The sequence below is a fragment of the Streptomyces sp. NPDC002734 genome (assembly GCF_040295685.1).
In the GTDB taxonomy this organism is placed as follows: Bacteria; Actinomycetota; Actinomycetes; order Streptomycetales; family Streptomycetaceae; genus Streptomyces.
The window spans coordinates 24,950-50,800 of sequence record NZ_JBEOVU010000008.1 but is presented as its reverse complement, the minus strand read 5'-3'; the positions used below and the strand labels follow the sequence as shown (position 1 = coordinate 50,800).

The window sequence follows — 25,851 nt, the reverse complement described above, 5'->3', positions numbered from 1 at the left end:
CATGCGGCTTCGGTGGGCGAAGCTGGGGTACCGTCCGAAGAACAGCCTTTATCAAATCTCACGATGGCAGGAGGGACGGGGCGGCATCGCTCCGTATGGATGGACGTGAAGCGATACTTCCGTGGGCCGGTTATGTGGATCGGGCTGGCCGTCCTTGCCGTGATCGTGTTGATGACGGTCGTCGGCCGGTCCGGCGGCTACGAGACGGTGGACACCGGCAAGGTCGTTCAGGCGATCAACGACGACAGGGTGCAGTCGGCGCAGCTGACCACCGGTGACGAACAGACCATCAAGGTCGAGCTCAAGAAGGGTCAGGAGGTCGAGAAGGCCTCCAAGATCCAGGCCAGCTACATCGGCAACCAGGGCGTCGACCTGGCCAAGACGCTGCAGCAGAAGTTCGAGGACAAGAAGATCCCCGAGGGCTACACCGTGTCGCCCTCGAAGACCAACCCGTTCGTCGGCTTCCTGCTGTCACTGCTGCCGTTCCTCCTGCTGGTGCTGCTCTTCCTGTTCCTGATGAACCAGATGCAGGGCGGCGGCTCCCGGGTCATGAACTTCGGGAAGTCCAAGGCCAAGCTGATCACCAAGGACACCCCGAAGACCACCTTCGCGGACGTGGCCGGCTCGGAAGAGGCGGTGGAGGAGCTCCACGAGATCAAGGAGTTCCTGCAGGAGCCCGCGAAGTTCCAGGCGGTGGGCGCGAAGATCCCCAAGGGCGTGCTGCTGTACGGCCCGCCCGGAACCGGCAAGACGCTGCTGGCCCGTGCCGTGGCCGGCGAGGCGGGCGTGCCGTTCTACTCGATCTCCGGTTCCGACTTCGTCGAGATGTTCGTCGGTGTCGGCGCCTCCCGGGTCCGTGACCTGTTCGAGCAGGCCAAGGCGAACGCCCCGGCCATCGTCTTCGTCGACGAGATCGACGCGGTCGGCCGTCACCGCGGCGCCGGCCTCGGCGGCGGTCACGACGAGCGCGAGCAGACGCTGAACCAGCTGCTCGTCGAGATGGACGGCTTCGACGTGAAGGGCGGCGTCATCCTGATCGCCGCCACCAACCGGCCGGACATCCTCGACCCGGCGCTGCTGCGCCCGGGCCGTTTCGACCGCCAGATCGCCGTGGACCGCCCGGACCTCCAGGGCCGCCTCGAGATCCTGAAGGTCCACCAGAAGGGCAAGCCGGTCGCGCCCGACGTCGACCTGACCGCCGTCGCCCGCCGCACCCCCGGCATGACCGGCGCCGATCTCGCCAACGTCCTGAACGAGGCCGCCCTGCTGACGGCCCGCAGCGACAAGAAGCTGATCGACAACCTCATGCTGGACGAGGCGATCGACCGCGTGGTCGCGGGCCCGCAGAAGCGGACCCGGATCATGTCGGACAAGGAGAAGAAGATCACCGCGTACCACGAGGGCGGACACGCCCTGGTCGCGGCGGCCTCGCCCAACTCCGACCCGGTCCACAAGATCACCATCCTGAGCCGCGGCCGGGCCCTGGGTTACACCATGGTCCTGCCGGACGAGGACAAGTACTCGACCACCCGCAACGAGATGCTCGACCAGCTCGCCTACATGCTGGGCGGCCGGGCGGCCGAGGAACTGGTCTTCCACGACCCGACCACGGGCGCGGCCAACGACATCGAGAAGGCCACCGGTCTGGCCCGCGCGATGGTCACCCAGTACGGCATGACCGAGCGTCTCGGCGCGATCAAGTTCGGCGGCGACAACACCGAGCCGTTCCTCGGCCGGGAGATGGCGCACCAGCGCGACTACTCCGAGGAGATCGCCGCGCTCGTCGACGAAGAGGTCAAGAAGCTCATCGAGAACGCGCACAACGAGGCCTGGGAGATCCTGGTCGAGAACCGCGACGTCCTCGACAACCTCGTGCTGGCGCTGCTGGAGAAGGAGACGCTGAACAAGGAGCAGATCGCCGAGGTCTTCGCTCCGATCGTCAAGCGTCCGCCGCGGCCGGCCTGGACGGGCTCGTCCCGTCGCACGCCGTCCACCCGGCCTCCGGTGCTCTCGCCGCGGGAGCTCGCCCTGACCAACGGCAGCAACGGGGCGAACGGCTCGACCGGCAAGACCCTCACGGGTGGCGCCGCGTCCGCCGAGCCGGCTCCCGAGCCGCGTCCGGAGAACGGTCAGGACCGGCCTGAGAGCTGAGTCACGCAGCCGGACGACCCGGAATGATGGTCGCGCCCCCCAGGTTCTAGCCTGGGGGGCGCTCCCATTTGCACAGTCAGGCTGAGGAACGAGGCACCACACATGACCGACCCCGTCACGCTGGACGGCGAGGGCACCGTCGTCGGACCCTTCGACGAGAAGCGGGCCGAGAACGCCGTCCGGGAACTGCTGCTGGCGGTCGGTGAGGACCCCGACCGCGAGGGTCTGCGGGAGACGCCGGCGCGGGTGGCGCGGGCGTACAAGGAGATCTTCGCCGGGCTCCGGCAGGAGCCCCAGGACGTGCTCACCACCACGTTCGACCTGGGCCACGACGAGATGGTGCTGGTCAAGGACATCGAGGTCTACTCGACCTGCGAGCACCACCTGGTGCCTTTCCGCGGCGTCGCGCACGTCGGGTACATCCCGTCGACCACCGGCAAGATCACCGGTCTGTCGAAGCTGGCCCGCCTGGTCGACGTCTACGCCCGCCGTCCGCAGGTGCAGGAGCGGATGACCACGCAGATCGCCGACTCCCTGATGGAGATCCTGGAGCCGCGCGGCGTGATCGTGGTCGTCGAGTGCGAGCACATGTGCATGTCGATGCGAGGGATCCGCAAGCCGGGCGCGAAGACCATAACGTCCGCGGTCCGCGGTCAGCTGCGGGACTCCGCGACGCGCGCGGAGGCCATGAGCCTCATCATGGCGCGCTGACGCGAACGCCGACGGGCGCGGGTCAGGAGCTCGCGCCGCCGGGCCTGACGCCCTCGTCGTCGTCCTCGGGGAGCCGGCACACGTGCTGGAGGAAGAGGGCGGCGGCCACCACCGCGACACCGGCCAGCGCGGCGAAGCCCGCGGTCAGCGCCTGGTCGCGGCGGGCCGGAATCTCCAGGTACTCCAGGAGGAACACGCCCACGCCCGCGTAGAGACCGGCGACCGGCGCCGCGACCAAGGCCGAGGCATGGGCGAGCACCACCGCACGGGTGGCCATCAGCGGGTCGACGCCCTTGGCCCCCGGCTGCCGCTCCCGCTGGGCCTTGAGCCGTGCCCGCAGGGACAGCGCGCCCGCCAGCAGCGCGACGGCGATCAGCGCGAGCACGTAGGGGGCCGCGGCCGGCACGGCCGGCAACGACCCGAACGCCTGCCACAGCCGGGCGCCGGCCCAGGCGAGCAGACCGACGGCGACGAACGCCAGGGCGAGGGTCCTGATCCGCAGCTCTCTCACGGTGCCTCTCAACGTCATTCCGGCAGCCGGAGTTCCACGTCATGGCGGCGCTCCACACCCTCGAGGGTGGTCGCGGCGAGGAGGTCGGCGACCGGCCCCCGGCCGGGGATCTCCGCGGCCTCGTCGACGTCCAGCCACGGCGCGAGCACGAAGGCCCGCTCGTGGGCGCGCGGGTGCGGGAGCGTGAGCACCGGGTCGTCGGAGACCCGGCCCTCGTAGGCGACGATGTCGACGTCCAGCGTCCGGGCGGCCCAGCGTTCGCTCCGGGTGCGGTGGAACGCCTCCTCGACGGCCTGCGCCCGCTCCAGCAGGGCGGACGGCGGCAGGGTGGTCTTCAGCACCACGACCGCGTTCAGGTAGGCGGGCTGGCTGCCGGGTTCCACACCCCACGGCTCGGTGCGGTACACCGGCGAGACGGCCTTCACGCGGATGCCGGGGGTGTCCTCCATCGCGTCCACGGCGCCCTGCAGGTTCTCCACGCGGTTGCCCAGGTTGGAGCCGATGGACAGGACGGCCTTGCGCGGGTTGGACAGCGTGGAGTCCGCGGCGTCCACCGCCTCGACGACGGAGACCGGTACCGGCTGGACGGTGGGGTCGGGGGCCCCGGCGAAACGCGAGGGGCTCATACACGGCTCCGGTGGATGGTGACGGTGACGTCGTCGAACGGAACGGTGATCGGCGCGCCCGGCTTGTGGACGCAGACCTCGGCCTCCGCGACGACCTCGTGCTTGAGGCAGGTCTGGGCGATCCGCTCGGCGAGGGTCTCGATCAGGTCGACCGGCTCGCCCTCCACGACGGCGACGACCTCCTCGGCGAGGATGCCGTAGTGGACCGTCTTCGTCAGGTCGTCGCCAGCCGCGGCGGGCCGGGTGTCCAGCCCGAGGACGACGTCCACGACGAAGGTCTGGCCCGTCTCGCGCTCCTCGGGGAACACGCCGTGGTGGCCGTAGCCCTTGAGGCCGCGCAGCGCGACACGATCCACTACGAATCACTCCTGCAGTCTTCGGTGGGAGGGCCGGTTCCGCGCCGGGTGCGCGAAGGCTCCCACTCTCCAGAATCTACCCGTGGGCGCCGACGTTCCTCCGCTTCGGGGGAGCGCGAGCGGCCGGGACCGGCCTGTACCCCGGCTCCCGCGACCTCAATCGCGCGTGGGGGAGTCACGCCGGAATGTCGGGTTCCTCAGGGGCCGTGCCCTCGTCGTCCTCCGACTCGGTGAGGACCGGTGAGGCGTGGTGGGACCACAGCTTCCAGCCCGCCGGGGTGCGCCGGAACACGTTGGTCGCCACCACCAGCTGCCCGAGCAGCGGTCCGGGATCGTCCCCCTCCTCGGGCGGCGGGCCGCCGCTGAGGATGTTCTCCGTGCAGGTGACCACCGCGGTGTCGCCGGTCACCGAGACGTGCACGTCGGTGAGGAAGAACTGGATGTAGTCCGTGTTCGCCATGATCAGCGCGTACGACCGCAGCACCTCGCCGCGGCCGGTGAGGGCGGGCCAGCCGGGGTGCACGCAGGAGATCACCCCGGTGTCCGCCGGGTCGTGGTACGTCTCGTCGACGCCCAGGTCGGCGGGGGAGAGCCAGAGGTCGGACAGCTCCTCGAAGTCGCCCCGCTCGATCGTCTCGTAGAAGGCGGTGTTGGCGAGCTCGACCTGCTCGACGTCCGAGTGCGCGGTGCTCACGCGATCACCTCGCCCCTGCGACGGCGGCGGCGATCCGCACCGCGTCGGCCGAGGCCCGCACCTCGTGGACGCGCACGGCCCAGGCGCCCTGCTGGGCGGCGAGCATCGTGACGGCGGCGGTGGCGGCGTCACGCTCCCGGGCGGGCGGCGGGGTGCCCTCGGGGCCGGCCAGCACCTTCCCCAGGAAACGCTTGCGCGACGCGGCGACCAGCACCGGGCGGCCCAGCGCGAAGAGGCGGTCCAGGTGGGCGAGGAGCGCCAGGTCGTCCTCGGCGCCCTTGGAGAAGCCCAGGCCGGGGTCGACCACGATCCGCTCGGGGGCGATGCCGCCGGCCACCGCGGCGTCCACCCGGGCGGTGATCTCGTCCACCACCTCGCGGACCACGTCGGTGTACCGGCCCGGGATGTTCGCGCCCTCCAGCAGGCCGCGCCAGTGCATCACCACGAACGGCGCCCCTGCCGCGGCGACCACGGGGATCATCGCGGGGTCGGCGAGCCCGGCGCTGACGTCGTTGACCAGGAGCGCGCCGGCGGCGAGCGCCTTCTCGGCGACCGAGGCGCGCATGGTGTCGACCGAGACCACGACGCCCTCGGCGGTGAGGCCGCGCACCACCGGGATCACCCGGCGCAGCTCCTCGTCCTCGTCGACCCGCGTGGCGCCGGGACGGGTGGACTCCCCGCCGACGTCGACCAGGTCGGCGCCCTCGGCGGCGAGGTCGAGGCCGCGCTTGACCGCGGCGGTGGTGTCGAACCACCGGCCGCCGTCGGAGAAGGAGTCCGGGGTCACGTTCACCACGCCCATGACCGCGCAGCGGTCCCACGCCGGAAGGCCCGCGACGTGGCCGCGTACGCACTGCTTGCTCATGCGACCAGCCTAGGCGTCGGGAGAGGCGCCCGCCGACCCCGGGGAGTCGCGGCACGGGGAGGTATATGCGGACGAGGAGCGGGGTCTCCGGCGATCTGATCAAGAAACGGGAATGTCCGGACGGAAAGCGAGCGCCGAATTTGCCTTCCCGCGCTTCTTCGGCCGCGTACGCGCGGTAAGTTTCTGGCCATGCCACGAGGACGTCATCGCCATTCACCCCCTCTGCACAGGCTCCTGCCTCCGTCGGCGTTCGCTGCTGTCTCCGTGGCCTGTGCGGTGGTTCCGTGGTTCGTCGGTGAACCGCTGCTGCTGCGGCTGACGACCGCGCTCGCCGCGGCCGTCGGCGTCGCCGCCGCCGTGACGCTGCGCCGCTGGGACGCGTCGGCCGGACTGAACGTCGCCGAGCTGAAGCGCGCACGGGCGAGCGCCGAGTGGCAGCACGAGGAGCGGGTCGCCGAGCTGGAGGCCGACCTGGAGGAGGGCCGCGAGCTCCGCATGAAGCTGGAGCACCGGCTGCGGTCCAAGCGGGCCGAGCTGGCGGCGCTGCGCAACGAGCACGCCTCGCTGCTGAGGCGCTACGCCACAGCGGAGACGGAGCGGGCCAGTGCCCTGGAGGGGCGGCGACTGCTCGAACTCGAGGCCGCCGACCCCGTTCCGCAGCTGCCCCCGGCCCGCGAGACCCGGGCGCTCGGCCCGGCCCCCGCGCCGGAGCCGGTGCGTCCGTTCTCCCCGGCGGGCAGCGGACTGTTCCGTCAGGCCGTCGAGGCGCTGGACTCGCTGGAAGCCCTGCAGGCCGCGGCGGGCGCCGAGGAGACCGGCCTCGAGCCGGGCGTCGAGGCCGAGGTCGCGGTCGAGGGGCTCGTCGAGGTGGAGCTGGACGCGGGCGTCGACTCGGACGCGGGTGCGGGTGCGGGTGCGGGTGCGGGATCGGCCGTGGACGGTGTCGCCGCCGTCGAGGAGAACGTGGAGGGAACGGAGCGCGTCGGCGAGGCGCCGGGCGGACACGACGCCGGTGCCGGAGCCGACGGTTCGGACTCCGTCGTGGCCGAGCGAGGGACCTCGGGCGTTACCGGAACCGACCTGACGGCCGAGACGGCCGAGGCCTCGCCGGCCGAGGGCGGCGAAGCCGACGCGGACGGCTCCGAGGACGTGGTGACGGCGCGCGGCGCGGCCGGGGCGCGGGACCCCCACGCGCCGGAGCGTTCCGTGCACCCGCACGGCGCTGCGTCCGCGGCGCAGGCGGAGGTCACGCCCGACCCCACCGACCCGCACCGCGACGCCGACCAGGACGGTGAGGCCGCTCCGGGCGCCGGGGTGCCCGCGGTCGCCGGGGCCGGCGGCGCCGAGGAACCGGAGGCGCGCGGCGCGGAGGGCGTCGTACCCGGCGAAGGCGTCGCATCCGGCGAACCCGCCGGCACCGGCAGCACGACCGCCAAGCCGGTCCGCCCCTCCGGCGGCCACTTCACGGTGCCGACCGCCGTCGCCGTCCCTCCGGAGGCTCCCGCACCGCGTCGTCCGGCGGCGGAGGGCAGCTTCGACTTCTTCGGCACCCAGCGGACGGACCACGGTGCGGAGGGCGACACCGACCGCACGGCCGGCGACGACCGGCAGCGCCCCGCGCCCGCCCCGCAGCCGACGCCTGCCCCGCAGGCCCCGCACTCCCCGCAGCCCGCGCCGGCCCCGCAGCACCCGGGGTCGGCACCGTCGCCCCGGTCGCCGCAGGCGGTACAGCCCCCGCAGGCGTCCCCTGCCGCATCGGGCCCCGAGCCGCAGCCCCGGCCGCAGCCGCTGATCCGGTCGCAGCAGACCGCGCACCGGGCCGACGTCGGCCGGGTGATCGACGTCGACGGCCAGGACGACGACCTGCACGCGGCGTCCTGACGCGACGGGTGGCCCCACGCGAGGGGCCACCCGTTCCGCCCTGCCCCACCGTCCCGCCACCGCCGTAGGCCAGACTGAAGCCATGACGTCCACGACGCAGACCACCGTCGGTATCGGCGCCGCCGCCGAGACCACCGACATGGTGCTCAACATCGGCCCCCAGCACCCCTCCACGCACGGCGTGCTGCGGCTGCGCCTGGTGCTGGACGGCGAGCGGATCACCAGCGCCGAGCCGGTGATCGGCTACATGCACCGCGGCGCGGAGAAGCTCTTCGAGGCCAGGGACTACCGGCAGATCATCATGCTGGCGAACCGTCACGACTGGCTCTCGGCCTTCTCCAACGAGCTGGGCGTGGTCATGGCCGTCGAGCGGATGCTGGGCATGGAGGTCCCGGAGCGGGCGGTCTGGATCCGCACGCTGCTCGCCGAGCTCAACCGGGTGCTGAACCACCTGATGTTCCTCGGCTCCTATCCGCTGGAGCTCGGCGGCATCACGCCGATGTTCTACGCCTTCCGCGAGCGCGAGGACCTCCAGCACGTCATGGAGGAGGTCTCCGGCGGGCGCATCCACTACATGTTCAACCGGGTCGGCGGCCTCAAGGAGGACCTGCCGCTCGGCTGGACCGACCGGGTCCGCGCCGTGGTGGCCGCCGCGCGGTCGCGGATGGACGTCTTCGACGACCTGGTGCTCGGCAACGAGATCTTCCGGGGACGCACCCGCGGCGTGGGCGTGCTCAGCCCGCGGGCGGTGCACGCCTACGGGGTGAGCGGGCCGATCGCCCGCGCCTCCGGGGTGGACCTCGACCTGCGCCGCGACGAGCCGTACCTGGCGTACGGCGAGCTCGGCGACGTGCTGAAGGTGGTCACCCGTCAGGAGGGCGACTGCCTGGCCCGCTTCGAGTGCCTGCTGGAGCAGACCCACAACTCGCTGGCGCTCGCCGACGCCTGCCTGGACCGGCTCGCCGAACTGCCCCCGGGGCCGGTCAACCAGCGACTGCCGAAGGTGCTGAAGGCCCCGGAGGGCCACACCTACGCCTGGACCGAGAACCCGCTGGGCCTCAACGGCTACTACCTGGTCTCGCGCGGGGAGAAGACGCCGTACCGGCTGAAGCTGCGGTCGGCGTCGTTCAACAACATCCAGGCGCTCACCGAACTGCTGCCGGGGACGCTGGTGGCCGACATGGTCGCCATTCTCGGGTCGCTCTTCTTCGTGGTCGGCGACATCGACAAGTAGCTCACCGCGCCAGCGGGTCGGGGACGCCGACCGGCTGGAGCAGCCAGCAGAAGCCGCCGAGTCCGCCGGGGGCGGTGAGCTCGGAGGCCTCCGAGGCCGCGGCCAGCGCGCGCACGTATCCGGCGGGGTCGGACGAGGCCAGCGTGAGCGGCGGCCTGGCCCCCGTGACGCCGAGGGTGTGCAACGCCTCCCGCTGGGAGAGCAGACGGCCGCCCGGCAGCACGCAGGAGTCCAGGGCGACGTGCGCGGTCAGGTCCCGGGTGCCGTCCGGCACCGGCGGAACCTCGCGCCCCTCGCGGAACCCGGTGAGGGTGCCGAACGGCGGGCGGGCGTCGGCGGTGTGCGCGTAGTCCACGGCGACCGCGAGCCCCTGCTCCAGGCAGCCCACGGCACCGGCCCAGGCGCGGTCCCGGGGGAGACCGATCTCGGCGCGCAGCCCTTCCTCCGCGGGCAGCGGCCACCACCGCTCCAGCCAGTGGGCGTCCTCGCCGTCGACCGGATCACCCGCGAGCTCGGATCCGTCCGGGCGGACCAGCACCCGCCGCGGGACGCCGGAGCCGTCGACCTCCACCACGTCCACCGGCACGTTGTCGAGCCACTCGTTGGCGAACAGCAGTCCGCGCACCCCGCGCGGAGGTGTCTCCAGCCACTCGACCGGCTCCGGCAGCCCGGCGGGGCGGTCCGCCACCTCCACCGCACAGAACCGGGTGCGGGAGGCCACCTCCGGCGGCAGCGCGGCCCGCACCCCCGCGACCAGCTCGCCCCGTCCGGCCGCCATGTCCACGAAGGTCAGGTCCGCGGGCCGGCCCAGCGCCTCGTCCACCCGGCACAGCAACCGGGCGACGGCGGCCGCGAACAGCGGGGAGGCGTGCACCGAGGTCCGGAAGTGGCCGGCCGGTCCCTCGGGCCGCCGGTAGAAGCCGCCGGGACCGTACAGCGCCTCGTGAGCCGCCTCCCGCCAGCCGCGCGCCCCGTCCTGCGGGCCGCCCTGCGGGCTCGTCGCCGGCCTCATCGCCGTTCCGCCTTCGCCATGCGGTCAGGCTAGGCGGCCCCGCGCCCCGGGCGGGCCCGGGTCCCCCTGCGGGTGTACGCCCGGCCTGCGGGGATCGGCCGCCCGGCTGACTCCGGGAGGCCGTGGACGTCCCTACCCTGTACTGGTGCAGCGCCTTTACGACTTCTTCCGCTCCCACCAGCCATGGGTGGACGGCTTCTGGGCGGTCCTGCTCGTCCTCATGTCTCTGACCACGGCGATCTCGGCCCCGGCCTCCGCGGGGGTCGACCGGGTGGTGGTCGTGCCGCTGACCCTGGCGTTCGGTGTCGCGATGGCTCTGCGGCGGCGCATGCCGGAGCGGATGATGGCGCTGGCCGCGGGCACCGGCGCCCTCCAGCTCGTCTTCGGCGTACCGGTCTTCCCGGCCGACTTCGCGCTGCTGCTGACCATCTACGCCGTCGCGGTGGCCGGGAGCGTGCGGGCCTCGCGGCTCACCCTGGTGGTGGCCCTGCTGGCCGCTCCCCTGGTCCAGCTGCGCTGGCCCGAGGAGCGCTCCTCGCTGCTCGGCAACGTGGTGATCGTGGTCTTCCAGACCGTGCCGCTCCTCTTCGTGTGGCTCCTCGGGGACGCCCGCCGCACCCGCAGCGCCTACTTCGCTCAGCTGGAGGAGAGGGCCGCCCGGCTGGAGCGCGAACGGGAGAGCCAGGCCAAGATCGCGGTGGCCGCCGAGCGCGCCCGGATAGCCCGCGAACTGCACGACGTGGTGGCGCACAACGTGTCGGTGATGGTGGTCCAGGCCGACGGCGCCGCCTATGTGATGGACACCGCTCCGGACCAGGCGAAGAAGGCCCTGGAGACCATCTCGGTCACCGGCCGCCAGGCGCTGGCGGAGATGCGGCGCCTGCTGGGCGTGCTGCGCACCGGCGAGCAGCCGGAGAGCGGCGAGTACGTGCCGCAGCCGGACGTGGCGCAGATAGAGGACCTGGTGGAGCAGTGCCGGGGCGCGGGCCTGACCGTCAGCTTCAAGGTCGAGGGCAGCCCCCGTCCGCTGCCCAGCGGCGTCGAGCTGACCGCCTACCGCATCGTGCAGGAGGCGCTGACCAACGTCCGCAAGCACGCAGGGCCCGAGGCCGGCGCGGGCGTGCGGCTGGTCTACTTCGACGACGGGCTGGGCCTGCTGGTCGAGGACGACGGCCGGGGCGCGCCGCTCGAACTGTGCGTCGCCGGCGGCGCGGACGGCCAGGGACAGGGACTGATCGGCATGCGCGAGCGCGTCGGCATGGTCGGCGGCACCCTGGACGCCGGGCCGCTGCCCGGCGGAGGCTTCCGCATCAGCGCCCTGCTGCCGCTGCGCCCCGCACTCTGACCCGCTACAGCCAGACCCCTCACGGAACCCGAGGACCCGATGCCGATCCGCGTGATGCTCGTCGACGACCAGGCGCTGCTGCGCACCGGCTTCCGCATGGTGCTGGACGCCCAGCCCGACATGGAGGTGGTCGCCGAGGCCGGTGACGGCGAGGAGGCGCTGCGGGTGCTGACCGTGGCGCGGCCGGACGTGGTGCTGATGGACGTGCGGATGCCGCGCATGGACGGCGTCGAGGCCACCCGGCGGATCTGCGCGGAGCCCGGCGCTCCCAAGGTGCTGATCCTGACCACCTTCGACCTGGACGAGTACGCGTTCTCCGCGCTCCGGGCGGGCGCCGGCGGCTTCATGCTGAAGGACGTCCCGCCGGGGGACCTGCTGGCCGCCATCAGGGCCGTGCACAGCGGGGACGCCGTCGTCGCGCCGTCCACCACGCGCCGGCTCCTCGACCGGTTCGCGCCCATGCTGCCGGGCGCCCCGGACGAACGCTCGCGGGCTCGCGAGCTGGAGCTCGCCCGGCTCACCGCGCGCGAGCGCGAGGTGATGGTGCTGGTCGCCCAGGGGCTGTCCAACGGGGAGATCGCCGCCCGCCTGGTTCTGTCCGAGGCCACCGTGAAGACGCACGTGGGGCGCATCCTCACCAAACTCGGCCTGCGGGACCGGGTGCAGGTCGTGGTCCTCGCCTACGAGACCGGCCTGGTCCGGGCCGGCGGAGCCGACTGAGGGGGAACCGCGGACCGGGCGGCGGGCCGCGGATTGTCGCGACCGGGCCCGCGCCGGGCGCGCGGCCACTAGATTGCGCCCATGCTCCTGTGGATCAACGGCCCTTTCGGGGGCGGCAAGACACAGACCGCACACGAGATCCACCGACGGCTGCCGGGCAGCGTGGTCTGCGACCCCGAGCACCTCGGATTCGGCCTGCACCGGATGACGCCTCCCGGCCTGCGCGGCGACTTCCAGGACCTGGTCTCCTGGCGGCAGGGCGTGGTGGAGGTGCTCGACCTCGCCCTCACCCGGCACGAGGGCGTGGTGATCGCCCCGATGACCGTGACCGACCCGGAGTACTTCGCGCAGACCGTCGGACGGCTCGCCGAACTCGGACACGACGTCAAGCACTTCACCCTCCTCGCACAACGGGAGACCGTGCTGCGGCGGTTGCGTGAGCGTGGTCTCGGACGACTGCTGGGGCGCCTGGCGGGGGAGCGCAAGCTCCGGCGCACCGAGAGCTGGGCGGTGCGGCGGCTCGACGACACGCTGGAGCGCCTGCGGGAGCCGGAGTTCGCCGAGCACCTGTGGACGGACGACTTCACCGTCCCGAGGACGGCGGACCGCATCGCCGTGCTGGCGGGTCTGACGCTCCGCCCCAACCGGGGCGGACCACTGGTCAACAGCTGGCGCCGGGCCCGGGTCGGACTGCGGCACATCCGGTTCGACTGACCGCCGCCGCCCCGTCCGGCCGCGGTGAGCACCCCCGCGCACCCGCGGACGCCCGCCGGGTGTCAGCCCCGTGCGGGAAGCCGCCGCGCGAAGTCGCGGGCCGCCTCTCGTACCTCCTCCGCGTCCCAGTCCAGCCCGGGGGAGCTCACCGTCATCTCGTGGTACGCGATCCCGGGTCCCTGGGCCGTCCAGGAACTCATGAAGAGCATGCGTCCGGTCTCCTCACCCTGAGCGAGGGCCGCGTCCTCCAGCACCTCGCGCGAGTGGGGCAGCCACACCTGGAACTGATGGGTGTGCGGCGGCTCGGGGTGGACCCGCGACCAGGGCACGCCGCCCTCGGCCAGCCCTTCCGCCAGCGCCTGGGCCACCACCTTCGCGTGCGCCACGTACTCCGGCAGCCGGGGCAGCTCCCGCTCCAGTCCGACCAGCGCCGACAACGCGGCCGGGAACTGCTGGAAGGCCAGCCCGCCGTACCGGTGCCGCCACACCTTGGCCTCCGCCACCAGCGAGGCCGGACCGGCCAGCACCGCGCCTGAGAGGCCCTGCAGCGACTTGTAGAACGAGACGTACACCGAGTCCGCGAGGCCGGCGATCTCCTCCAGCGAGTGACCGAGGTGCACCGTCGACTCCCACAGGCGGGCGCCGTCGAAGTGGACGACCGCGTCCAGCTCCCGGGCGGCCGCCACGGTGGCCGTCAGCTCCTCCCAGGTGGGCAGCACGAAGCCGGCGTCCCGCAGCGGCAGCTCCAGCATCAGGGCGCCGAACGGCTCGCCGAGGTCGTGGATCTCCTGCGGCGTGGGAAGCCGCGGCTCGTCCGTCAGCCGTAGCGTGCGCAGGCCGCTGACCTCACCGAACGCGTTCCGCTCGTGCACCTCGGGGTGGGCCAGGGGGTGCAGGGCCACCGCGCGGTTGCCCGTCCGCCCCGCCCAGCAGCGCAGCGCGACCTGTTGTGCCATGGTGCCCGTCGGGAAGAACGCCGCGTCCTCCATGCCGAGCAGACCCGCCACCCGGCCCTCCAGGGCCTCGACCACCCCGTTGCCGTAGACGTCCGCGGGCTCGTCCAGGTCGTGGACGGCGCCCGCCTCCCTCACCAGGTCCTCCAGCTGCTCGCGCAGGGTGGCCGAGTGGGCCGTCCAGGAGAGCGTCCGCACGGATGAGCGGTACAGCTCCAGACGCCGGGATCGCCGCGCCGCCTGCTCCTTCGCACTGTCGTTCATGTCGTTCATGAAAGCGATCATCCTCCTCTGCGCAAGCGCCTGCCGGGCCTGTGGACAACTCCCTGTGGACGACGGGAAGAGACCGACTGCAGCCTGTGGACAACCGGACCGGGTGCGAGGGATCGCGTTAACATGACGAGAAATCGTCCGGTACCCCGAGCGGACTGGAACGGGAAGGCTCTCCTCGCGTGACCACACACCTCCACCCCCCTGACCCCAGGGACCGCCCCGCGCGGCTCGCCGTCGGCGTCGTGGGCGCCGGCCGCGTCGGCCCGGCGCTGGCGGCCTCCCTCCAGCTCGCCGGGCACCGCCCGGTGGCCGTCTCGGGCGTCTCCGACGCCTCCCGCCGCCGCGCCGCCGAGCTGCTGCCGGACGTTCCGCTGGTCACGCCCGCCGAGGTGCTGGCCCGCTCCGAGCTGGTCCTGCTCACCGTCCCCGACGACGTCCTGCCCGGCCTGGTCCAGGGCCTCGCCGAGACCGGCGCGGTCCGCCCCGGCCAGCTCCTCGTGCACACCTCGGGCCGGTACGGCGTCGGCGTCCTGGAGCCCGCGCTGCGCGCCGGGGGCCTGCCGCTCGCCCTGCACCCCGCGATGACCTTCACCGGCACCGCGGTCGACGTGCAGCGCCTGGCCGGCTGCTCCTTCGGCGTCACCGCCCCCGAGCAGCTCCGGCTGGCGGCCGAGGCGCTGGTGGTCGAGATGGGCGGGGAGCCCGAGTGGATCGAGGAGCAGAACCGCCCGCTCTACCACGCGGCCCTGGCCCTCGGCTCCAACCACCTGATCACCCTGGTCGCCCAGTCCATGGAACTGCTCGCCGCCGCCGGGGTGGGCGCCCCGGACCGGATGCTCGGCCCGCTGCTGGGCGCCGCCCTGGACAATGCCCTGCGCTCCGGCGACGCCGCCCTCACCGGCCCCGTCTCCCGAGGTGACGCGGGCACGGTCGCCGCGCACGTGGAGCAGCTCCGCCGCAACGCCCCGCAGACCCTGCCGGGCTACCTGGCCCTGGCCCGCGCCACCGCCGACCGGGCGCTGGCCGCCGGGCTGCTCAAGCCCGAACTCGCCGAGGAGCTCCTCGGGGTACTCGGCGAGGACGGCACGGACCGCACCGAAGGCCCCCGGGGGACCGGCGGGACCACCGGCGACGACGGGGAGGACGACCGATGACCCAGGCCGGCAAGCCCGAGCTGCTGCACACCGCCGCCCAGCTGGCGGCCCGCCCGCGCACCGGACGCCGGGCCGTCGTGATGACCATGGGCGCCCTGCACGAAGGCCACGCCGGTCTGGTCCGCACGGCCCGCCGGGCCGCCGGACCGCAGGGCGAGGTCGTCGTCACCGTCTTCGTCAACCCGTTGCAGTTCGGGGCGGGCGAGGACCTCGACCGCTACCCGCGCACCCTGGACTCCGACGTGCGGATCGCGGCAGCCGCCGGCGCCGACGTGGTGTTCGCGCCGTCGGTCGACGAGGTCTACCCCGGCGGCGAACCGCAGGTGCGGATCACCGCCGGCCCCATGGGCACCCGCCTGGAGGGGGCCTCCCGGCCCGGCCACTTCGACGGGATGCTCACCGTCGTCGGCAAGCTGCTCCACCTCACCCGCCCGGACGTCGCCCTCTACGGCCAGAAGGACGCCCAGCAGCTGGCGCTCATCCGGCGCATGGTCCGCGACCTGAACTTCGGCGTGGAGATCGTCGCCGTGCCCACTGTCCGCGAGGACGACGGGCTGGCCCTCTCCAGCCGCAACCGCTACCTCTCCGCCGGCGAGCGGCGCACCGCCCTGGCCCTGTCCCGCGCCCTTTTCGCGGGCCGGGACCGGCTGGCCGCCCTGGAGGCGCTGCGCGCCCGCGCGCAGGAGGTCCCGTCCACCGAGGCCCGCGCCGCCGCGCTGGAGCGGCTCGGGGAGTCCCGGGAGGCCGCCGACGCGCACGCGCTGGCCGCCGCCGGCGGCAGGACCTCCGGGCCCGCCGCGGTCCGGGACGCCGCCCTTCTGGTGCTCGACGAGGCCGCCAAGGCCGAGCCCCCGCTCGAGCTGGACTACCTGGCCCTGGTCGACCCCGCCGACTTCACCGAGGTCGCCGACGACCACACCGGCGAGGCCGTGCTCGCCGTCGCCGCCAGGGTCGGCTCGACCCGGCTGATCGACAACCTGCCGCTCACCTTCGCCCCCGACGGGGGTCGCGAGCCCGGCCCGGAAGACGGAGACGCCCCGTGACCCGCACCGCGATACGCCTGCCCGCCCCCGCCCCGGGCTGGTCCATCGACGCCGACGTGGTGGTCGTGGGCTCCGGCGTGGCCGGCCTGACCGCCGCGCTGCGCTGCGAGGCCGCCGGGCTGCGCACCGTCGTCGTCACCAAGGCCCGGCTCGACGCCGGGTCCACCCGCTGGGCCCAGGGCGGCATAGCCGCCGCCCTCGGCGAGGGCGACACCCCCGAGCAGCACCTCGACGACACCCTGGTCGCCGGGGCCGGGCTGTGCGACGAGGAGGCCGTGCGCCTGCTGGTCACCGAGGGACCGGCCGCGGTGCGCCGCCTGATCTCCACCGGCGCCCGCTTCGACACCGACGCGGTCGGCGAGATCGCGCTGACCCGTGAGGGCGGCCACCACCGCAACCGCATCGCGCACGCCGGCGGCGACGCCACCGGGGCGGAGGTGTCCCGCGCCCTGGTCGAGGCGGTCCAGGCCCGTGGCCTGCGCACCATCGAGCACGCACTGGTGCTCGACCTGCTCACCGACGCCGAGGGGCGCACCGCCGGCGTCACCCTGCACGTGATGGGCGAGGGCGCCCACGACGGCGTCGGCGCCGTCCACGCGCCCGCCGTGGTCCTCGCCACCGGCGGCATGGGCCAGGTGTTCGCGGCGACCACCAACCCGTCGGTGTCCACCGGCGACGGCGTGGCGCTGGCGCTGCGGGCCGGCGCCGAGGTCAGCGACCTGGAGTTCGTCCAGTTCCACCCGACCGTCCTCTTCCTCGGCGCGGACGCCGAGGGCCAGCAGCCGCTGGTCTCCGAGGCGGTCCGCGGCGAGGGCGCCCACCTCGTCGACGCCGACGGCGTGCGCTTCATGCTCGGTCAGCACGAGCTGGCCGAGCTGGCGCCGAGGGACATCGTGGCCAAGGGCATCACGCGCCGGATGCAGGAGACGGGCGCCGCGCACATGTACCTCGACGCCCGCCACTTCGGCGCCGAGATGTGGGAGCACCGCTTCCCGACCATCCTGGCCGCCTGCCGGACGCACGGCATCGACCCGGTCACCGAGCCGATCCCGGTCGCCCCGGCCGCCCACTACGCCTCCGGCGGCGTCCGCACCGACGCCGACGGCCGCACCACCGTGCCCGGCCTCTACGCCTGCGGCGAGGTCGCCTGCACCGGCGTCCACGGCGCCAACCGGCTCGCCTCCAACTCGCTGCTCGAAGGGCTGGTCTACGCCGAACGCATCGCCGCGGACATCACGTCCCGGGCGCGTACGAGCCCCGGCGCGCCCGGTCCGGTCGTGCCGGAGGCGGCTGCCACCCAGCCGCTGCCCTCCGCCGAGGACCGGTCCGCCGTCCAGCGGATCATGACCGTCGGCGCCGGCGTGCTCCGCTCCGCGGACTCCCTGCGACGGGCCGCGGAGGACCTGGCCGCGCTGCACACCGCGGCCGCCGACGGCAATGGCAAGCGGCCGGTGCCGGGCACCGAGACCTGGGAGACGGCCAACCTCCTGCTGGTCGCCCGGGTTCTCGTCGAGGCGGCCCGCCGCCGCGAGGAGACCCGCGGCTGCCACTGGCGCGAGGACCGACCCGACCGGGACGACGAGGGGTGGCGCCGCCACATCGTCGTCCGACTCGGCGAGGGCCGTACGCTCGCCGTGCACACCACCGACGGACCGGGCTTCGCACCGGTCACCTCTCCCACAGGAGCAGTGAAGAAGTGAGCGCCTCCGCACCCTCCGACCCGACCGCCGCGTCCGATCCGACCGGCGCCGGCCTCCCCCTCGCCGACGGCGGCGGCTGCGGCGACGGCTGCGCCTGCGGCTCCGGCGACGACCACGAGTTCGACGACTACGAGTGCGGCCTCGACCCCGCCCTCGCGGAGCTGCTGACCGAGGCCGGTCTCGACCCGGCCGAGGTCGAGGACATCGCGACCATGGCGGTGGCCGAGGACCTCGACGGCGGCGTGGACGTCACCACCTGGGCCACCATCCCCGAGGAGGCCGTCGCCACCGCCGACTTCACCGCCCGTGAGGCGGGGGTGGCGGCCGGGCTGCGGATCGCCGAGGCGGTGATCTCGGTGGTCGCCTCCGACGAGTTCGAGGTGGAGCGGCACGCCGAGGACGGCGACCGTGTGGAGGCCGGGCAGAAACTGCTGTCGGTGACCACCCGTACGCGTGACCTGCTGACGGCCGAGCGCAGCGCGCTCAACATCCTGTGCCGCCTCTCCGGCATCGCCACCGCCACCCGCGCCTGGGCCGACGCCCTCGAAGGCACCAAGGCGACGGTCCGGGACACCCGCAAGACCACGCCCGGCCTGCGCTCCCTGGAGAAGTACGCGGTGCGCTGCGGCGGCGGCGTCAACCACCGGATGTCCCTCTCCGACGCCGCCCTCGTGAAGGACAACCACGTGGTCGGCGCAGGCGGCGTGGCCGAGGCGTTCCGGGCGGTGCGCGAGCGCTTCCCCGAGCTGCCGATCGAGGTCGAGGTGGACACCCTGCACCAGCTCCGCGAGGTGCTGGACGCGGGCGCCGACCTGGTCCTGCTGGACAACTTCACGCCCGCCGAGTGCGCGGAGGCGGTCGCCGTCACCGCCGGCCGGGCCAAGCTGGAGGCGTCCGGCCGTCTCACCCTGGAGAACGCCAAGGCCTACGCCGACACCGGTGTCGACCACCTGGCGGTGGGGGCGCTCACGCACTCCTCGCCGATCCTGGACATCGGCCTGGACCTCCGTGAGGCCCAGGGCACCGAGCAGAACGACTCGGAGTAGGGGCAGCAGCCATGCTTCTGACGATCGACGTGGGCAACACGCACACCGTGCTGGGGCTGTTCGACGGCGCCGAGATCATCGAGCACTGGCGCATCTCCACCGACCCGCGCCGCACCGCCGACGAGCTGGCCGTGCTGATGCAGGGCCTGATGGGGGCGCACCCGCTGCTCGGCGGCGAGCTCGGCGAGGGCATCGACGGCATCGCCATCTGCGCCACCGTGCCGTCCGTGCTGCACGAGCTGCGCGAGGTGACGCGGCGTTACTACGGAGACGTGCCCGCGGTGATCGTCGAGCCGGGCGTCAAGACGGGCGTGCCCATCCTCACCGACAACCCCAAGGAGGTCGGGGCGGACCGCATCATCAACGCGGTCGCCGCCGCCGAGCTCTTCGGCGGGCCGGCCATCGTGGTCGACTTCGGCACCGCCACCACCTTCGACGCGGTCAGCGCCAAGGGGCAGTACATCGGCGGCGTCATCGCGCCGGGCATCGAGATCTCCGTGGAGGCGCTCGGCGTCAAGGGCGCGCAGCTGCGGAAGATCGAGGTCGCGCGTCCGCGGAGCGTGATCGGGCGCAACACGGTCGAGGCCATGCAGTCGGGCATCGTGTACGGCTTCGCCGGGCAGGTCGACGGGGTCGTCGAGCGGATGGCCCGCGAGCTGGCGGACGATCCCGACGACGTGACGGTGATCGCGACGGGCGGCCTGGCGCCGATGGTGCTGGGCGAGTCCACGGTGATCGACGAGCACGAGCCGTGGCTCACCCTGATAGGGCTCCGGCTCGTCTACGAGCGCAACGTCAACCGCCCCTGACCTCCGGCCCCGGCCGGCCTGAGCGCCTGGCCCCGCCGCGCCCGGCCGCCTCGGCCCGTGCGACCTCCGGCCCCGCCCGCGCCCGCGCCCCGCCCGCGCCCCGCGCCCCGCTCCCTTCCCGGGACCGGGGCGCGGCCCTTTCCGGGGGCGGACCGCAGCCTGCGCTTCCTGCCGCTAAGGGCCGCCGCGCGAGGCCGCCGCGAAGGGGCGGGGCGAGGCCCGCGTGCGGCATGCCTCCGGTCGGACGCGGTCGGGCGGCGCGCCGATGGAAATATGTCCATGATTGTCTGATTGGCGCGTATGGTCACGCCATGCCCACGCCCTACGGATCCCGCGGCATGGCGTTCGGCCCGCAAGAGCTGCGCGTGCTCCGCCGTGCCCTCGCCCTCGCCCTGCACCCCCGCCCCGCCTCCCCCCAGGAGGTCCAGGACTGCCTGCGCCTCGCCGACGCGGTCGACGAGGTGACGCGGGAGGCCGCCCGGCAGCGCGCCTTCCTCCTGGCCGACCTGGTCCGCTACCGCGCCGCCCTCCCGGGCACCGTCACCGGCTACCTCCGTCTCCTGCGCGAGGCGCTGGACGCGGGCCACCACCCGGAACGGGAGGACCTGGCCGCGCTCCGCGCCCTGAGCGGCAACCCCCTGGCCGCCGCGCTGCTGCGGCGCTGCGACGCGCCCGCCCTCCCGGCCCCGCTCCCCGCCCCCACCCCCCTGTCCCTGCCGGTGCTGCCCGCCCAGGGCACCGAGCCGGCCACCGCCGTCCGGCCGGAACTGGTCCCGGTCCCGGCCACCGCCACGGTCCCCACCGGCAGGCGCCCTGCGGCCGAGCCCGCCCCGTTCCCCGGTCCGGCCGTGCAGCACGCCGTCCCCGCGGCGCGCACCCGGCTGCTGGCCCTGCCGGGCGGCCTGAGCGCCGAGGGCGACGGCGAGGGCGACGGGGACGGAGCGGACGACCGCCCCGAACCGTCCCCCTCTCCCGACCCACAGCGCCCCGGGCAGCCCGCGCCGGGGCGGCCGATCCCCACGCCGGGTGAGGTCTTCCCGCGCCGCAAGCCGTCCTCGCCCCCCTCCTCCCCGCCGCAGGACCCCTCCCAGGGGCGGCTGGCGGCGGGCTGACCGGCGGGGGTGGCTACCCTGGAGCCATGGACTACGTCTCCGCGCTTCTGCCCCCCGCCGTGATGGCCGTCTTCTTCCTCGGCGTCATCCGGGTGATCATCAAGACCCAGGGCGGGGCCAACAAGGCCAAGGAGGACGCGGCGGTGGACGCGGCCCTGGCCCAGGCTCAGGCCACCCCCCGCCGCGAGGAGTCCTGACGCCCTTCGCGGGGTGATTCGGGACTAACGTTCTTCCATGCCGAAACCCCTGGGAGAACTCGAAGACGCGGTCATGAGTCGGATCTGGAAGTGGAACCGGCCCGTGACCGTTCGGGAAGTCCTGGAAGACCTCCAGAAGGAACGGTCCCTCGCCTACACCACGGTGATGACCGTTCTCGACAATCTCCAGCGCAAGGGCTGGGTCCGCCGCCACGCGGAAGGCCGGGCCTATCGATATGAGGCGGTCTCCAGTCGCGCCGCCTACGCCGCCGCGCTGATGAACGACGCCTGGTCCCGCAGCGACAATCCCACCGCCGCTCTGGTGGCCTTCTTCGGGATGATGAACGAGGACCAGCGCGGCATGGTCCGTGACGCACTCCGCGTCGCGCACGGCCCCGAGGCCGCCCCGGGCGAGGAGAACACCCCCGGGTCGGCGGAGGACGGTTCCGGGAGATAACGTCCGGACATGTCAGTGGAGCGTTCCGAAGTCAGCAGCGAAGTCAGCAGCAAGGCTTTCACCGTGCGCCGGGCCAGGACCGGTGATGTTCCTGCGCTCCGGCGACTCCTCGACGCATACACCCGTGACGGCACCTTGCTCGACAAAGCGACCGTCACGCTTTACGAGGACATCCAGGAGTTCTGGGTGGCGGAACGCGACGACAACGCCGAGGTGGTCGGCTGCGGCGCGCTGCACGTGATGTGGGAAGACCTCGCCGAAGTGCGCACTCTCGCCGTGAACCCGGCGCTGAAGGGCGCCGGCGTGGGTCACCAGTTGCTGAAGAAGCTGTTGCAGACCGCCCGTTGGCTCGGTGTGCGCCGCGTTTTCTGTCTCACCTTCGAAGTCGAGTTCTTCGGCCGCCACGGGTTCGTCGAGATCGGTGAGACTCCGGTCGACACCGATGTGTACGCCGAGCTGCTGCGTTCCTATGACGAGGGCGTCGCGGAGTTCCTCGGACTCGAACGAGTGAAACCGAACACCCTGGGCAACAGCCGGATGCTTCTGCATCTGTGATCTTCTCCGGGCTCCGGCCGCCCGGTCTTCTCGCCGTCTTCACGGTGTGAGGTATTCCGGGCGGTCCCTCTTCCCGGCTCTTGCGGGTCCTCTTCCCCGCCCTTCACGGCCCTTCCCGGTCCTCTTCCGGCTCTTCCCGGACCCTTCCCCGCTCTTCGCCGGTTCCCTATGTCCGGAAGGGGAGGGTTTTCGGGAGCGGTCGCGGGCGCTGGTCTCTCCCGGGGGTTTGTGTTTTTCAGGCAAAAGCGGTTTGCTTTCCGGCGTACTGCAGTACTGCATATAACAAGGGACGGCGAAACGGCTCCGCCCGGAGCCGCCCCAGGGTTATCGATGAAAGGAAATGCGGTGGCACAGAAGGTTCAGGTCCTTCTTGTCGACGACCTCGACGGCGGCGAGGCGGACGAGACGGTGACGTTCGCGCTGGACGGCAAGACCTACGAGATCGACCTCACGACCGCCAACGCCGACAAGCTGCGCGGCCTGCTCGAGCCCTACGTGAAGAGCGGACGCCGCACCGGCGGCCGTGCCTCCGGCGGTCGCACCAAGACGCGCGCGGCGGCCGGCAGCAGCCAGGAGACGGCCCAGATCCGTGCTTGGGCCAAGGAGCAGGGTCTCGAGGTCAACGACCGCGGCCGTGTGCCGGCGAAGATCCGTGAGGCCTACGAGAAGGCCAACGGCTGACGGCCCACCCATGGCTGCAGGTCCCGTCGCATGCCGGAGAGCCGCCCTCGCGCGGCTCTCTGCCGTTCCGGGCCCCGCGGGTCGCCTCTCCGGCGTCGCCCGCCCTCCGGCGCCCTCACGGAACGTTCGCACGAAACGCGTTTCGAACGCGCTGTGTAACCGGAACGGGGGTGCTCAGGTCGGCGGAGCGGCGCAAGGTTGTTCGCCCGTAGCGGAGGGGACCGGGGTGCGCCGCATGGACTGTCGGTCGAAGCGGGTAAGACATCCCTAGTGGGAGGGGGCGACACGCAGGACAGGCCGTCTTCCGTTCGCCATCGGCGTACTGGTGGAGGACGTAAGTGCCTGGCCTGCGGGAACATCGTCTCGCACCATCGGGTTGGAGCAGATGTCGGCGTTCCGGGTCAGGAGGCCAAGGACGGTGTCGGCAGTTGGAATGAGCGGTCCCCGCTTGCGGGACTAAGCTGCGGAAGGACAGGAAGGGGACAGCCCCCTTACTGCCTGACCGCTCTGAGGAGCGATTAACGATGTTCGAGAGGTTCACCGACCGCGCGCGGCGGGTTGTCGTCCTGGCTCAGGAAGAAGCCCGGATGCTCAACCACAACTACATCGGCACCGAGCACATCCTCCTGGGCCTGATCCACGAGGGTGAGGGTGTCGCCGCTAAGGCCCTGGAGAGCCTCGGGATTTCGCTCGAGGCGGTCCGCCAGCAGGTGGAGGAGATCATCGGTCAGGGCCAGCAGGCCCCGTCCGGCCACATCCCCTTCACCCCCCGTGCCAAGAAGGTCCTGGAGCTGTCGCTCCGCGAGGCCCTTCAGCTGGGCCACAACTACATCGGCACGGAGCACATCCTGCTCGGCCTGATCCGCGAGGGCGAGGGCGTCGCCGCCCAGGTCCTCGTCAAGCTGGGCGCAGACCTCAACCGTGTCCGCCAGCAGGTCATCCAGCTGCTGTCGGGCTACTCGGGGAGCAAGGAGGCCGCCACCGCCGGCGGTCCCGCCGAGGGCACCCCCTCGACCTCCCTGGTCCTCGACCAGTTCGGCCGGAACCTCACCCAGGCCGCTCGTGAGTCCAAGCTCGACCCGGTCATCGGGCGCGAGAAGGAGATCGAGCGGGTCATGCAGGTGCTGTCCCGCCGCACCAAGAACAACCCGGTGCTGATCGGTGAGCCCGGCGTCGGCAAGACCGCCGTCGTCGAGGGCCTCGCCCAGGCCATCGTCAAGGGCGAGGTGCCCGAGACCCTCAAGGACAAGCACCTCTACACCCTGGACCTCGGCGCCCTGGTCGCCGGCTCCCGCTACCGCGGTGACTTCGAGGAGCGCCTGAAGAAGGTGCTCAAGGAGATCCGCACCCGCGGCGACATCATCCTGTTCATCGACGAGCTGCACACGCTCGTGGGTGCGGGCGCCGCCGAGGGCGCGATCGACGCCGCCAGCATCCTCAAGCCGATGCTGGCCCGCGGTGAGCTCCAGACCATCGGCGCCACCACGCTCGACGAGTACCGCAAGCACCTGGAGAAGGACGCCGCCCTCGAGCGCCGCTTCCAGCCCATCCAGGTCGCGGAGCCGTCGCTGCCGCACACCATCGAGATCCTCAAGGGCCTGCGCGACCGGTACGAGGCGCACCACCGTGTCTCCATCACCGACGAGGCGCTGGTCCAGGCCGCCACCCTGGCCGACCGGTACATCTCGGACCGCTTCCTGCCGGACAAGGCGATCGACCTGATCGACGAGGCCGGATCCCGGATGCGCATCCGCCGGATGACCGCGCCGCCGGACCTCCGCGAGTTCGACGAGAAGATCGCCGGCGTCCGCCGCGACAAGGAGTCCGCGATCGACTCGCAGGACTTCGAGAAGGCCGCCTCCCTGCGCGACAAGGAGAAGCAGCTCCTCGCCGCGAAGGCCAAGCGGGAGAAGGAGTGGAAGGCCGGCGACATGGACGTCGTGGCCGAGGTCGACGGCGACCTGATCGCCGAGGTCCTCGCCACCGCCACGGGCATCCCGGTCTTCAAGCTGACCGAGGAGGAGTCCAGCCGCCTGCTCCGCATGGAGGACGAGCTCCACAAGCGGGTCATCGGCCAGAACGACGCCGTCAAGGCGCTCTCCAAGGCGATCCGCCGTACCCGTGCCGGCCTGAAGGACCCGAAGCGTCCCGGTGGCTCGTTCATCTTCGCCGGTCCGTCCGGTGTCGGTAAGACCGAGCTGTCCAAGGCGCTCGCCGAGTTCCTCTTCGGTGACGAGGACGCGCTGATCTCCCTCGACATGTCGGAGTTCAGCGAGAAGCACACGGTCTCGCGTCTCTTCGGTTCCCCGCCCGGATACGTGGGCTACGAGGAGGGCGGCCAGCTGACCGAGAAGGTCCGCCGCAAGCCGTTCTCCGTGGTCCTCTTCGACGAGGTCGAGAAGGCGCACCCGGACATCTTCAACTCGCTGCTGCAGATCCTGGAGGACGGTCGCCTGACCGACTCCCAGGGCCGGGTCGTGGACTTCAAGAACACGGTCATCATCATGACGACCAACCTCGGCACCCGGGACATCTCCAAGGGCTTCAACCTGGGCTTCGCCGCCCAGGGCGACACGAAGACCAACTACGAGCGCATGAAGAACAAGGTCTCGGACGAGCTCAAGCAGCACTTCCGTCCCGAGTTCCTCAACCGCGTCGACGACGTGGTGGTCTTCCCGCAGCTCACGCAGGCGGACATCCTGCGGATCGTCGACCTGATGATCGGCAAGGTGGACGAGCGCCTGAAGGACCGGGACATGGGCCTCGAGCTCTCCCAGTCCGCCAAGGAGCTGCTGTCGAAGAAGGGCTACGACCCGGTGCTGGGCGCCCGGCCGCTGCGCCGGACCATCCAGCGCGAGGTCGAGGACACCCTCTCGGAGAAGATCCTCTTCGGCGAGCTGCGTCCCGGCCACATCGTGGTCGTCGACACGGAGGGCGAGGGCGACGAGCAGACCTTCACCTTCCGCGGCGAGGAGAAGGCCGCGCTGCCGGACGTCCCGCCGGTCGAGCAGGCCGCGGGCGGCAGCACGAACCTGAGCAAGGACGCGTAAC

Annotated in this window: 25 protein-coding genes; 18 read left to right on the top strand and 7 right to left on the bottom strand. The window is 72.7% G+C overall.

All coding sequences use genetic code 11. The features are described 5' to 3' along the window. Window positions 1-99 precede the first annotated feature (99 nt). Window positions 100-2,151, top strand: coding sequence for an ATP-dependent zinc metalloprotease FtsH (gene ftsH, locus ABT026_RS09605; protein ID WP_351113581.1), 2,052 nt, complete (start codon window positions 100-102; stop codon window positions 2,149-2,151). A gap of 102 nt (window positions 2,152-2,253) precedes the next feature. Further along, complete coding sequence (gene folE, locus ABT026_RS09600; RefSeq protein WP_351113580.1) at window positions 2,254-2,862, top strand: GTP cyclohydrolase I FolE; 609 nt, start codon at window positions 2,254-2,256, stop codon at window positions 2,860-2,862. Between the two features lie 22 nt (window positions 2,863-2,884). On the opposite strand, the gene ABT026_RS09595 is transcribed toward folE, so the two are convergent. The 5 genes from ABT026_RS09595 to folP all read right to left on the bottom strand — a co-directional run bounded on the left by ABT026_RS09595 (window position 2,885) and on the right by folP (window position 5,914). After that, the gene (locus ABT026_RS09595) at window positions 2,885-3,373 is read right to left on the bottom strand and encodes a DUF3180 domain-containing protein (RefSeq protein WP_351113579.1); all 489 of its coding nucleotides are present in this window, start codon (window positions 3,371-3,373) and stop codon (window positions 2,885-2,887) included. 14 nt (window positions 3,374-3,387) lie between these two features. Continuing rightward, entirely contained in the window at window positions 3,388-3,999 is a 612-nt protein-coding gene (folK, locus tag ABT026_RS09590; protein ID WP_351113578.1) for a 2-amino-4-hydroxy-6-hydroxymethyldihydropteridine diphosphokinase, read from the bottom strand. Beyond that, on the bottom strand, window positions 3,996-4,355 hold the full coding sequence (gene folB / locus ABT026_RS09585; RefSeq protein WP_351113577.1) for a dihydroneopterin aldolase: 360 nt from the start codon (window positions 4,353-4,355) through the stop codon (window positions 3,996-3,998). Before folB ends, folK begins: the two co-directional genes overlap by 4 nt. 175 nt (window positions 4,356-4,530) lie before the next feature. Further along, window positions 4,531-5,049: a nuclear transport factor 2 family protein gene (locus ABT026_RS09580; protein ID WP_351113576.1), complete on the bottom strand. Its 519-nt coding sequence runs from the start codon at window positions 5,047-5,049 to the stop codon at window positions 4,531-4,533. Window positions 5,050-5,053: 4 nt separating this feature from the next. Further along, window positions 5,054-5,914 carry a dihydropteroate synthase gene (gene folP, locus ABT026_RS09575; protein WP_351113575.1) on the bottom strand — a complete coding sequence of 287 codons (861 nt, stop codon included), beginning with the start codon at window positions 5,912-5,914 and terminating at the stop codon, window positions 5,054-5,056. Window positions 5,915-6,178: 264 nt separating this feature from the next. On the opposite strand from folP, the gene ABT026_RS09570 reads away from it, so the two are divergent. Both ABT026_RS09570 and ABT026_RS09565 read left to right on the top strand, forming a co-directional pair. Further along, window positions 6,179-7,795, top strand: a complete 1,617-nt coding sequence (locus ABT026_RS09570; protein ID WP_351113574.1) for a hypothetical protein — start codon at window positions 6,179-6,181, stop codon at window positions 7,793-7,795. A gap of 82 nt (window positions 7,796-7,877) precedes the next feature. Beyond that, a complete protein-coding gene (locus ABT026_RS09565) occupies window positions 7,878-9,029 on the top strand; it encodes an NADH-quinone oxidoreductase subunit D (RefSeq protein ID WP_351113572.1) in 1,152 nt (383 codons plus the stop codon). Window position 9,030: 1 nt separating this feature from the next. On the opposite strand, the gene ABT026_RS09560 is transcribed toward ABT026_RS09565, so the two are convergent. Next, window positions 9,031-10,041, bottom strand: coding sequence for an SAM-dependent methyltransferase (locus tag ABT026_RS09560; protein WP_351113571.1), 1,011 nt, complete (start codon window positions 10,039-10,041; stop codon window positions 9,031-9,033). Window positions 10,042-10,186: 145 nt separating this feature from the next. Between ABT026_RS09560 and ABT026_RS09555 the strand changes: the two genes are divergently transcribed. From ABT026_RS09555 to ABT026_RS09545, 3 genes are all read left to right on the top strand, one after another. Beyond that, the gene (locus tag ABT026_RS09555) at window positions 10,187-11,386 is read left to right on the top strand and encodes a sensor histidine kinase (RefSeq protein WP_351113570.1); all 1,200 of its coding nucleotides are present in this window, start codon (window positions 10,187-10,189) and stop codon (window positions 11,384-11,386) included. A gap of 39 nt (window positions 11,387-11,425) precedes the next feature. Next, the gene (locus tag ABT026_RS09550; protein ID WP_351113568.1) at window positions 11,426-12,106 is read left to right on the top strand and encodes a response regulator; all 681 of its coding nucleotides are present in this window, start codon (window positions 11,426-11,428) and stop codon (window positions 12,104-12,106) included. An 81-nt stretch (window positions 12,107-12,187) separates the two neighbouring features. Beyond that, a complete protein-coding gene (locus tag ABT026_RS09545) occupies window positions 12,188-12,820 on the top strand; it encodes an AAA family ATPase (RefSeq protein ID WP_351113567.1) in 633 nt (210 codons plus the stop codon). Window positions 12,821-12,882: 62 nt separating this feature from the next. Here ABT026_RS09545 and ABT026_RS09540 read toward each other — a convergent pair whose 3' ends face one another. Next, window positions 12,883-14,046, bottom strand: coding sequence for a threonine aldolase family protein (locus ABT026_RS09540; RefSeq protein WP_351113566.1), 1,164 nt, complete (start codon window positions 14,044-14,046; stop codon window positions 12,883-12,885). Between the two features lie 179 nt (window positions 14,047-14,225). Between ABT026_RS09540 and ABT026_RS09535 the strand changes: the two genes are divergently transcribed. From ABT026_RS09535 to ABT026_RS09485, 11 genes are all read left to right on the top strand, one after another. Then, window positions 14,226-15,200 (top strand): Rossmann-like and DUF2520 domain-containing protein, encoded by a 975-nt coding sequence (locus ABT026_RS09535; protein WP_351113565.1) that lies wholly within the window; start codon window positions 14,226-14,228, stop codon window positions 15,198-15,200. Then, window positions 15,197-16,243: a pantoate--beta-alanine ligase gene (gene panC, locus ABT026_RS09530; protein WP_351113564.1), complete on the top strand. Its 1,047-nt coding sequence runs from the start codon at window positions 15,197-15,199 to the stop codon at window positions 16,241-16,243. Before ABT026_RS09535 ends, panC begins: the two co-directional genes overlap by 4 nt. Continuing rightward, window positions 16,240-17,943, top strand: coding sequence for an L-aspartate oxidase (locus tag ABT026_RS09525; RefSeq protein ID WP_351113563.1), 1,704 nt, complete (start codon window positions 16,240-16,242; stop codon window positions 17,941-17,943). The genes panC and ABT026_RS09525 overlap by 4 nt, the downstream gene beginning before the upstream one ends. Beyond that, window positions 17,940-18,989, top strand: a complete 1,050-nt coding sequence (gene nadC / locus ABT026_RS09520; RefSeq protein WP_351113562.1) for a carboxylating nicotinate-nucleotide diphosphorylase — start codon at window positions 17,940-17,942, stop codon at window positions 18,987-18,989. Before ABT026_RS09525 ends, nadC begins: the two co-directional genes overlap by 4 nt. A gap of 11 nt (window positions 18,990-19,000) precedes the next feature. Then, the gene (locus ABT026_RS09515) at window positions 19,001-19,798 is read left to right on the top strand and encodes a type III pantothenate kinase (protein WP_351113561.1); all 798 of its coding nucleotides are present in this window, start codon (window positions 19,001-19,003) and stop codon (window positions 19,796-19,798) included. Window positions 19,799-20,109: 311 nt separating this feature from the next. Further along, window positions 20,110-20,910, top strand: a complete 801-nt coding sequence (locus tag ABT026_RS09510; protein WP_351113560.1) for a serine/threonine-protein kinase — start codon at window positions 20,110-20,112, stop codon at window positions 20,908-20,910. Between the two features lie 26 nt (window positions 20,911-20,936). Then, on the top strand, window positions 20,937-21,107 hold the full coding sequence (locus tag ABT026_RS09505) for a hypothetical protein (protein ID WP_351113559.1): 171 nt from the start codon (window positions 20,937-20,939) through the stop codon (window positions 21,105-21,107). Window positions 21,108-21,144: 37 nt separating this feature from the next. Continuing rightward, on the top strand, window positions 21,145-21,564 hold the full coding sequence (locus ABT026_RS09500) for a BlaI/MecI/CopY family transcriptional regulator (RefSeq protein ID WP_351113558.1): 420 nt from the start codon (window positions 21,145-21,147) through the stop codon (window positions 21,562-21,564). Between the two features lie 9 nt (window positions 21,565-21,573). Further along, window positions 21,574-22,119, top strand: a complete 546-nt coding sequence (locus ABT026_RS09495; RefSeq protein ID WP_351113557.1) for an amino-acid N-acetyltransferase — start codon at window positions 21,574-21,576, stop codon at window positions 22,117-22,119. Between the two features lie 345 nt (window positions 22,120-22,464). Then, a complete protein-coding gene (locus tag ABT026_RS09490) occupies window positions 22,465-22,800 on the top strand; it encodes a histone-like nucleoid-structuring protein Lsr2 (RefSeq protein ID WP_351113556.1) in 336 nt (111 codons plus the stop codon). A gap of 524 nt (window positions 22,801-23,324) precedes the next feature. Next, window positions 23,325-25,850, top strand: a complete 2,526-nt coding sequence (locus tag ABT026_RS09485) for an ATP-dependent Clp protease ATP-binding subunit (RefSeq protein WP_351113555.1) — start codon at window positions 23,325-23,327, stop codon at window positions 25,848-25,850. Window position 25,851: the final 1 nt, after the last annotated feature.

Coding starts and splice junctions, on each gene's coding strand:
- ftsH (WP_351113581.1), top strand. CDS start 100: ATGGACGTGAAGCGATACTTCCGTGGGCCGGTTATGTGGATCGGGCTG.
- folE (WP_351113580.1), top strand. CDS start 2,254: ATGACCGACCCCGTCACGCTGGACGGCGAGGGCACCGTCGTCGGACCC.
- folK (WP_351113578.1), bottom strand. CDS start 3,999: ATGAGCCCCTCGCGTTTCGCCGGGGCCCCCGACCCCACCGTCCAGCCG.
- folP (WP_351113575.1), bottom strand. CDS start 5,914: ATGAGCAAGCAGTGCGTACGCGGCCACGTCGCGGGCCTTCCGGCGTGG.
- ABT026_RS09565 (WP_351113572.1), top strand. CDS start 7,878: ATGACGTCCACGACGCAGACCACCGTCGGTATCGGCGCCGCCGCCGAG.
- ABT026_RS09560 (WP_351113571.1), bottom strand. CDS start 10,041: ATGAGGCCGGCGACGAGCCCGCAGGGCGGCCCGCAGGACGGGGCGCGC.
- ABT026_RS09550 (WP_351113568.1), top strand. CDS start 11,426: ATGCCGATCCGCGTGATGCTCGTCGACGACCAGGCGCTGCTGCGCACC.
- ABT026_RS09545 (WP_351113567.1), top strand. CDS start 12,188: ATGCTCCTGTGGATCAACGGCCCTTTCGGGGGCGGCAAGACACAGACC.
- ABT026_RS09540 (WP_351113566.1), bottom strand. CDS start 14,046: ATGAACGACATGAACGACAGTGCGAAGGAGCAGGCGGCGCGGCGATCC.
- panC (WP_351113564.1), top strand. CDS start 15,197: ATGACCCAGGCCGGCAAGCCCGAGCTGCTGCACACCGCCGCCCAGCTG.
- ABT026_RS09515 (WP_351113561.1), top strand. CDS start 19,001: ATGCTTCTGACGATCGACGTGGGCAACACGCACACCGTGCTGGGGCTG.
- ABT026_RS09510 (WP_351113560.1), top strand. CDS start 20,110: ATGCCCACGCCCTACGGATCCCGCGGCATGGCGTTCGGCCCGCAAGAG.
- ABT026_RS09505 (WP_351113559.1), top strand. CDS start 20,937: ATGGACTACGTCTCCGCGCTTCTGCCCCCCGCCGTGATGGCCGTCTTC.
- ABT026_RS09500 (WP_351113558.1), top strand. CDS start 21,145: ATGCCGAAACCCCTGGGAGAACTCGAAGACGCGGTCATGAGTCGGATC.
- ABT026_RS09495 (WP_351113557.1), top strand. CDS start 21,574: ATGTCAGTGGAGCGTTCCGAAGTCAGCAGCGAAGTCAGCAGCAAGGCT.
- ABT026_RS09485 (WP_351113555.1), top strand. CDS start 23,325: ATGTTCGAGAGGTTCACCGACCGCGCGCGGCGGGTTGTCGTCCTGGCT.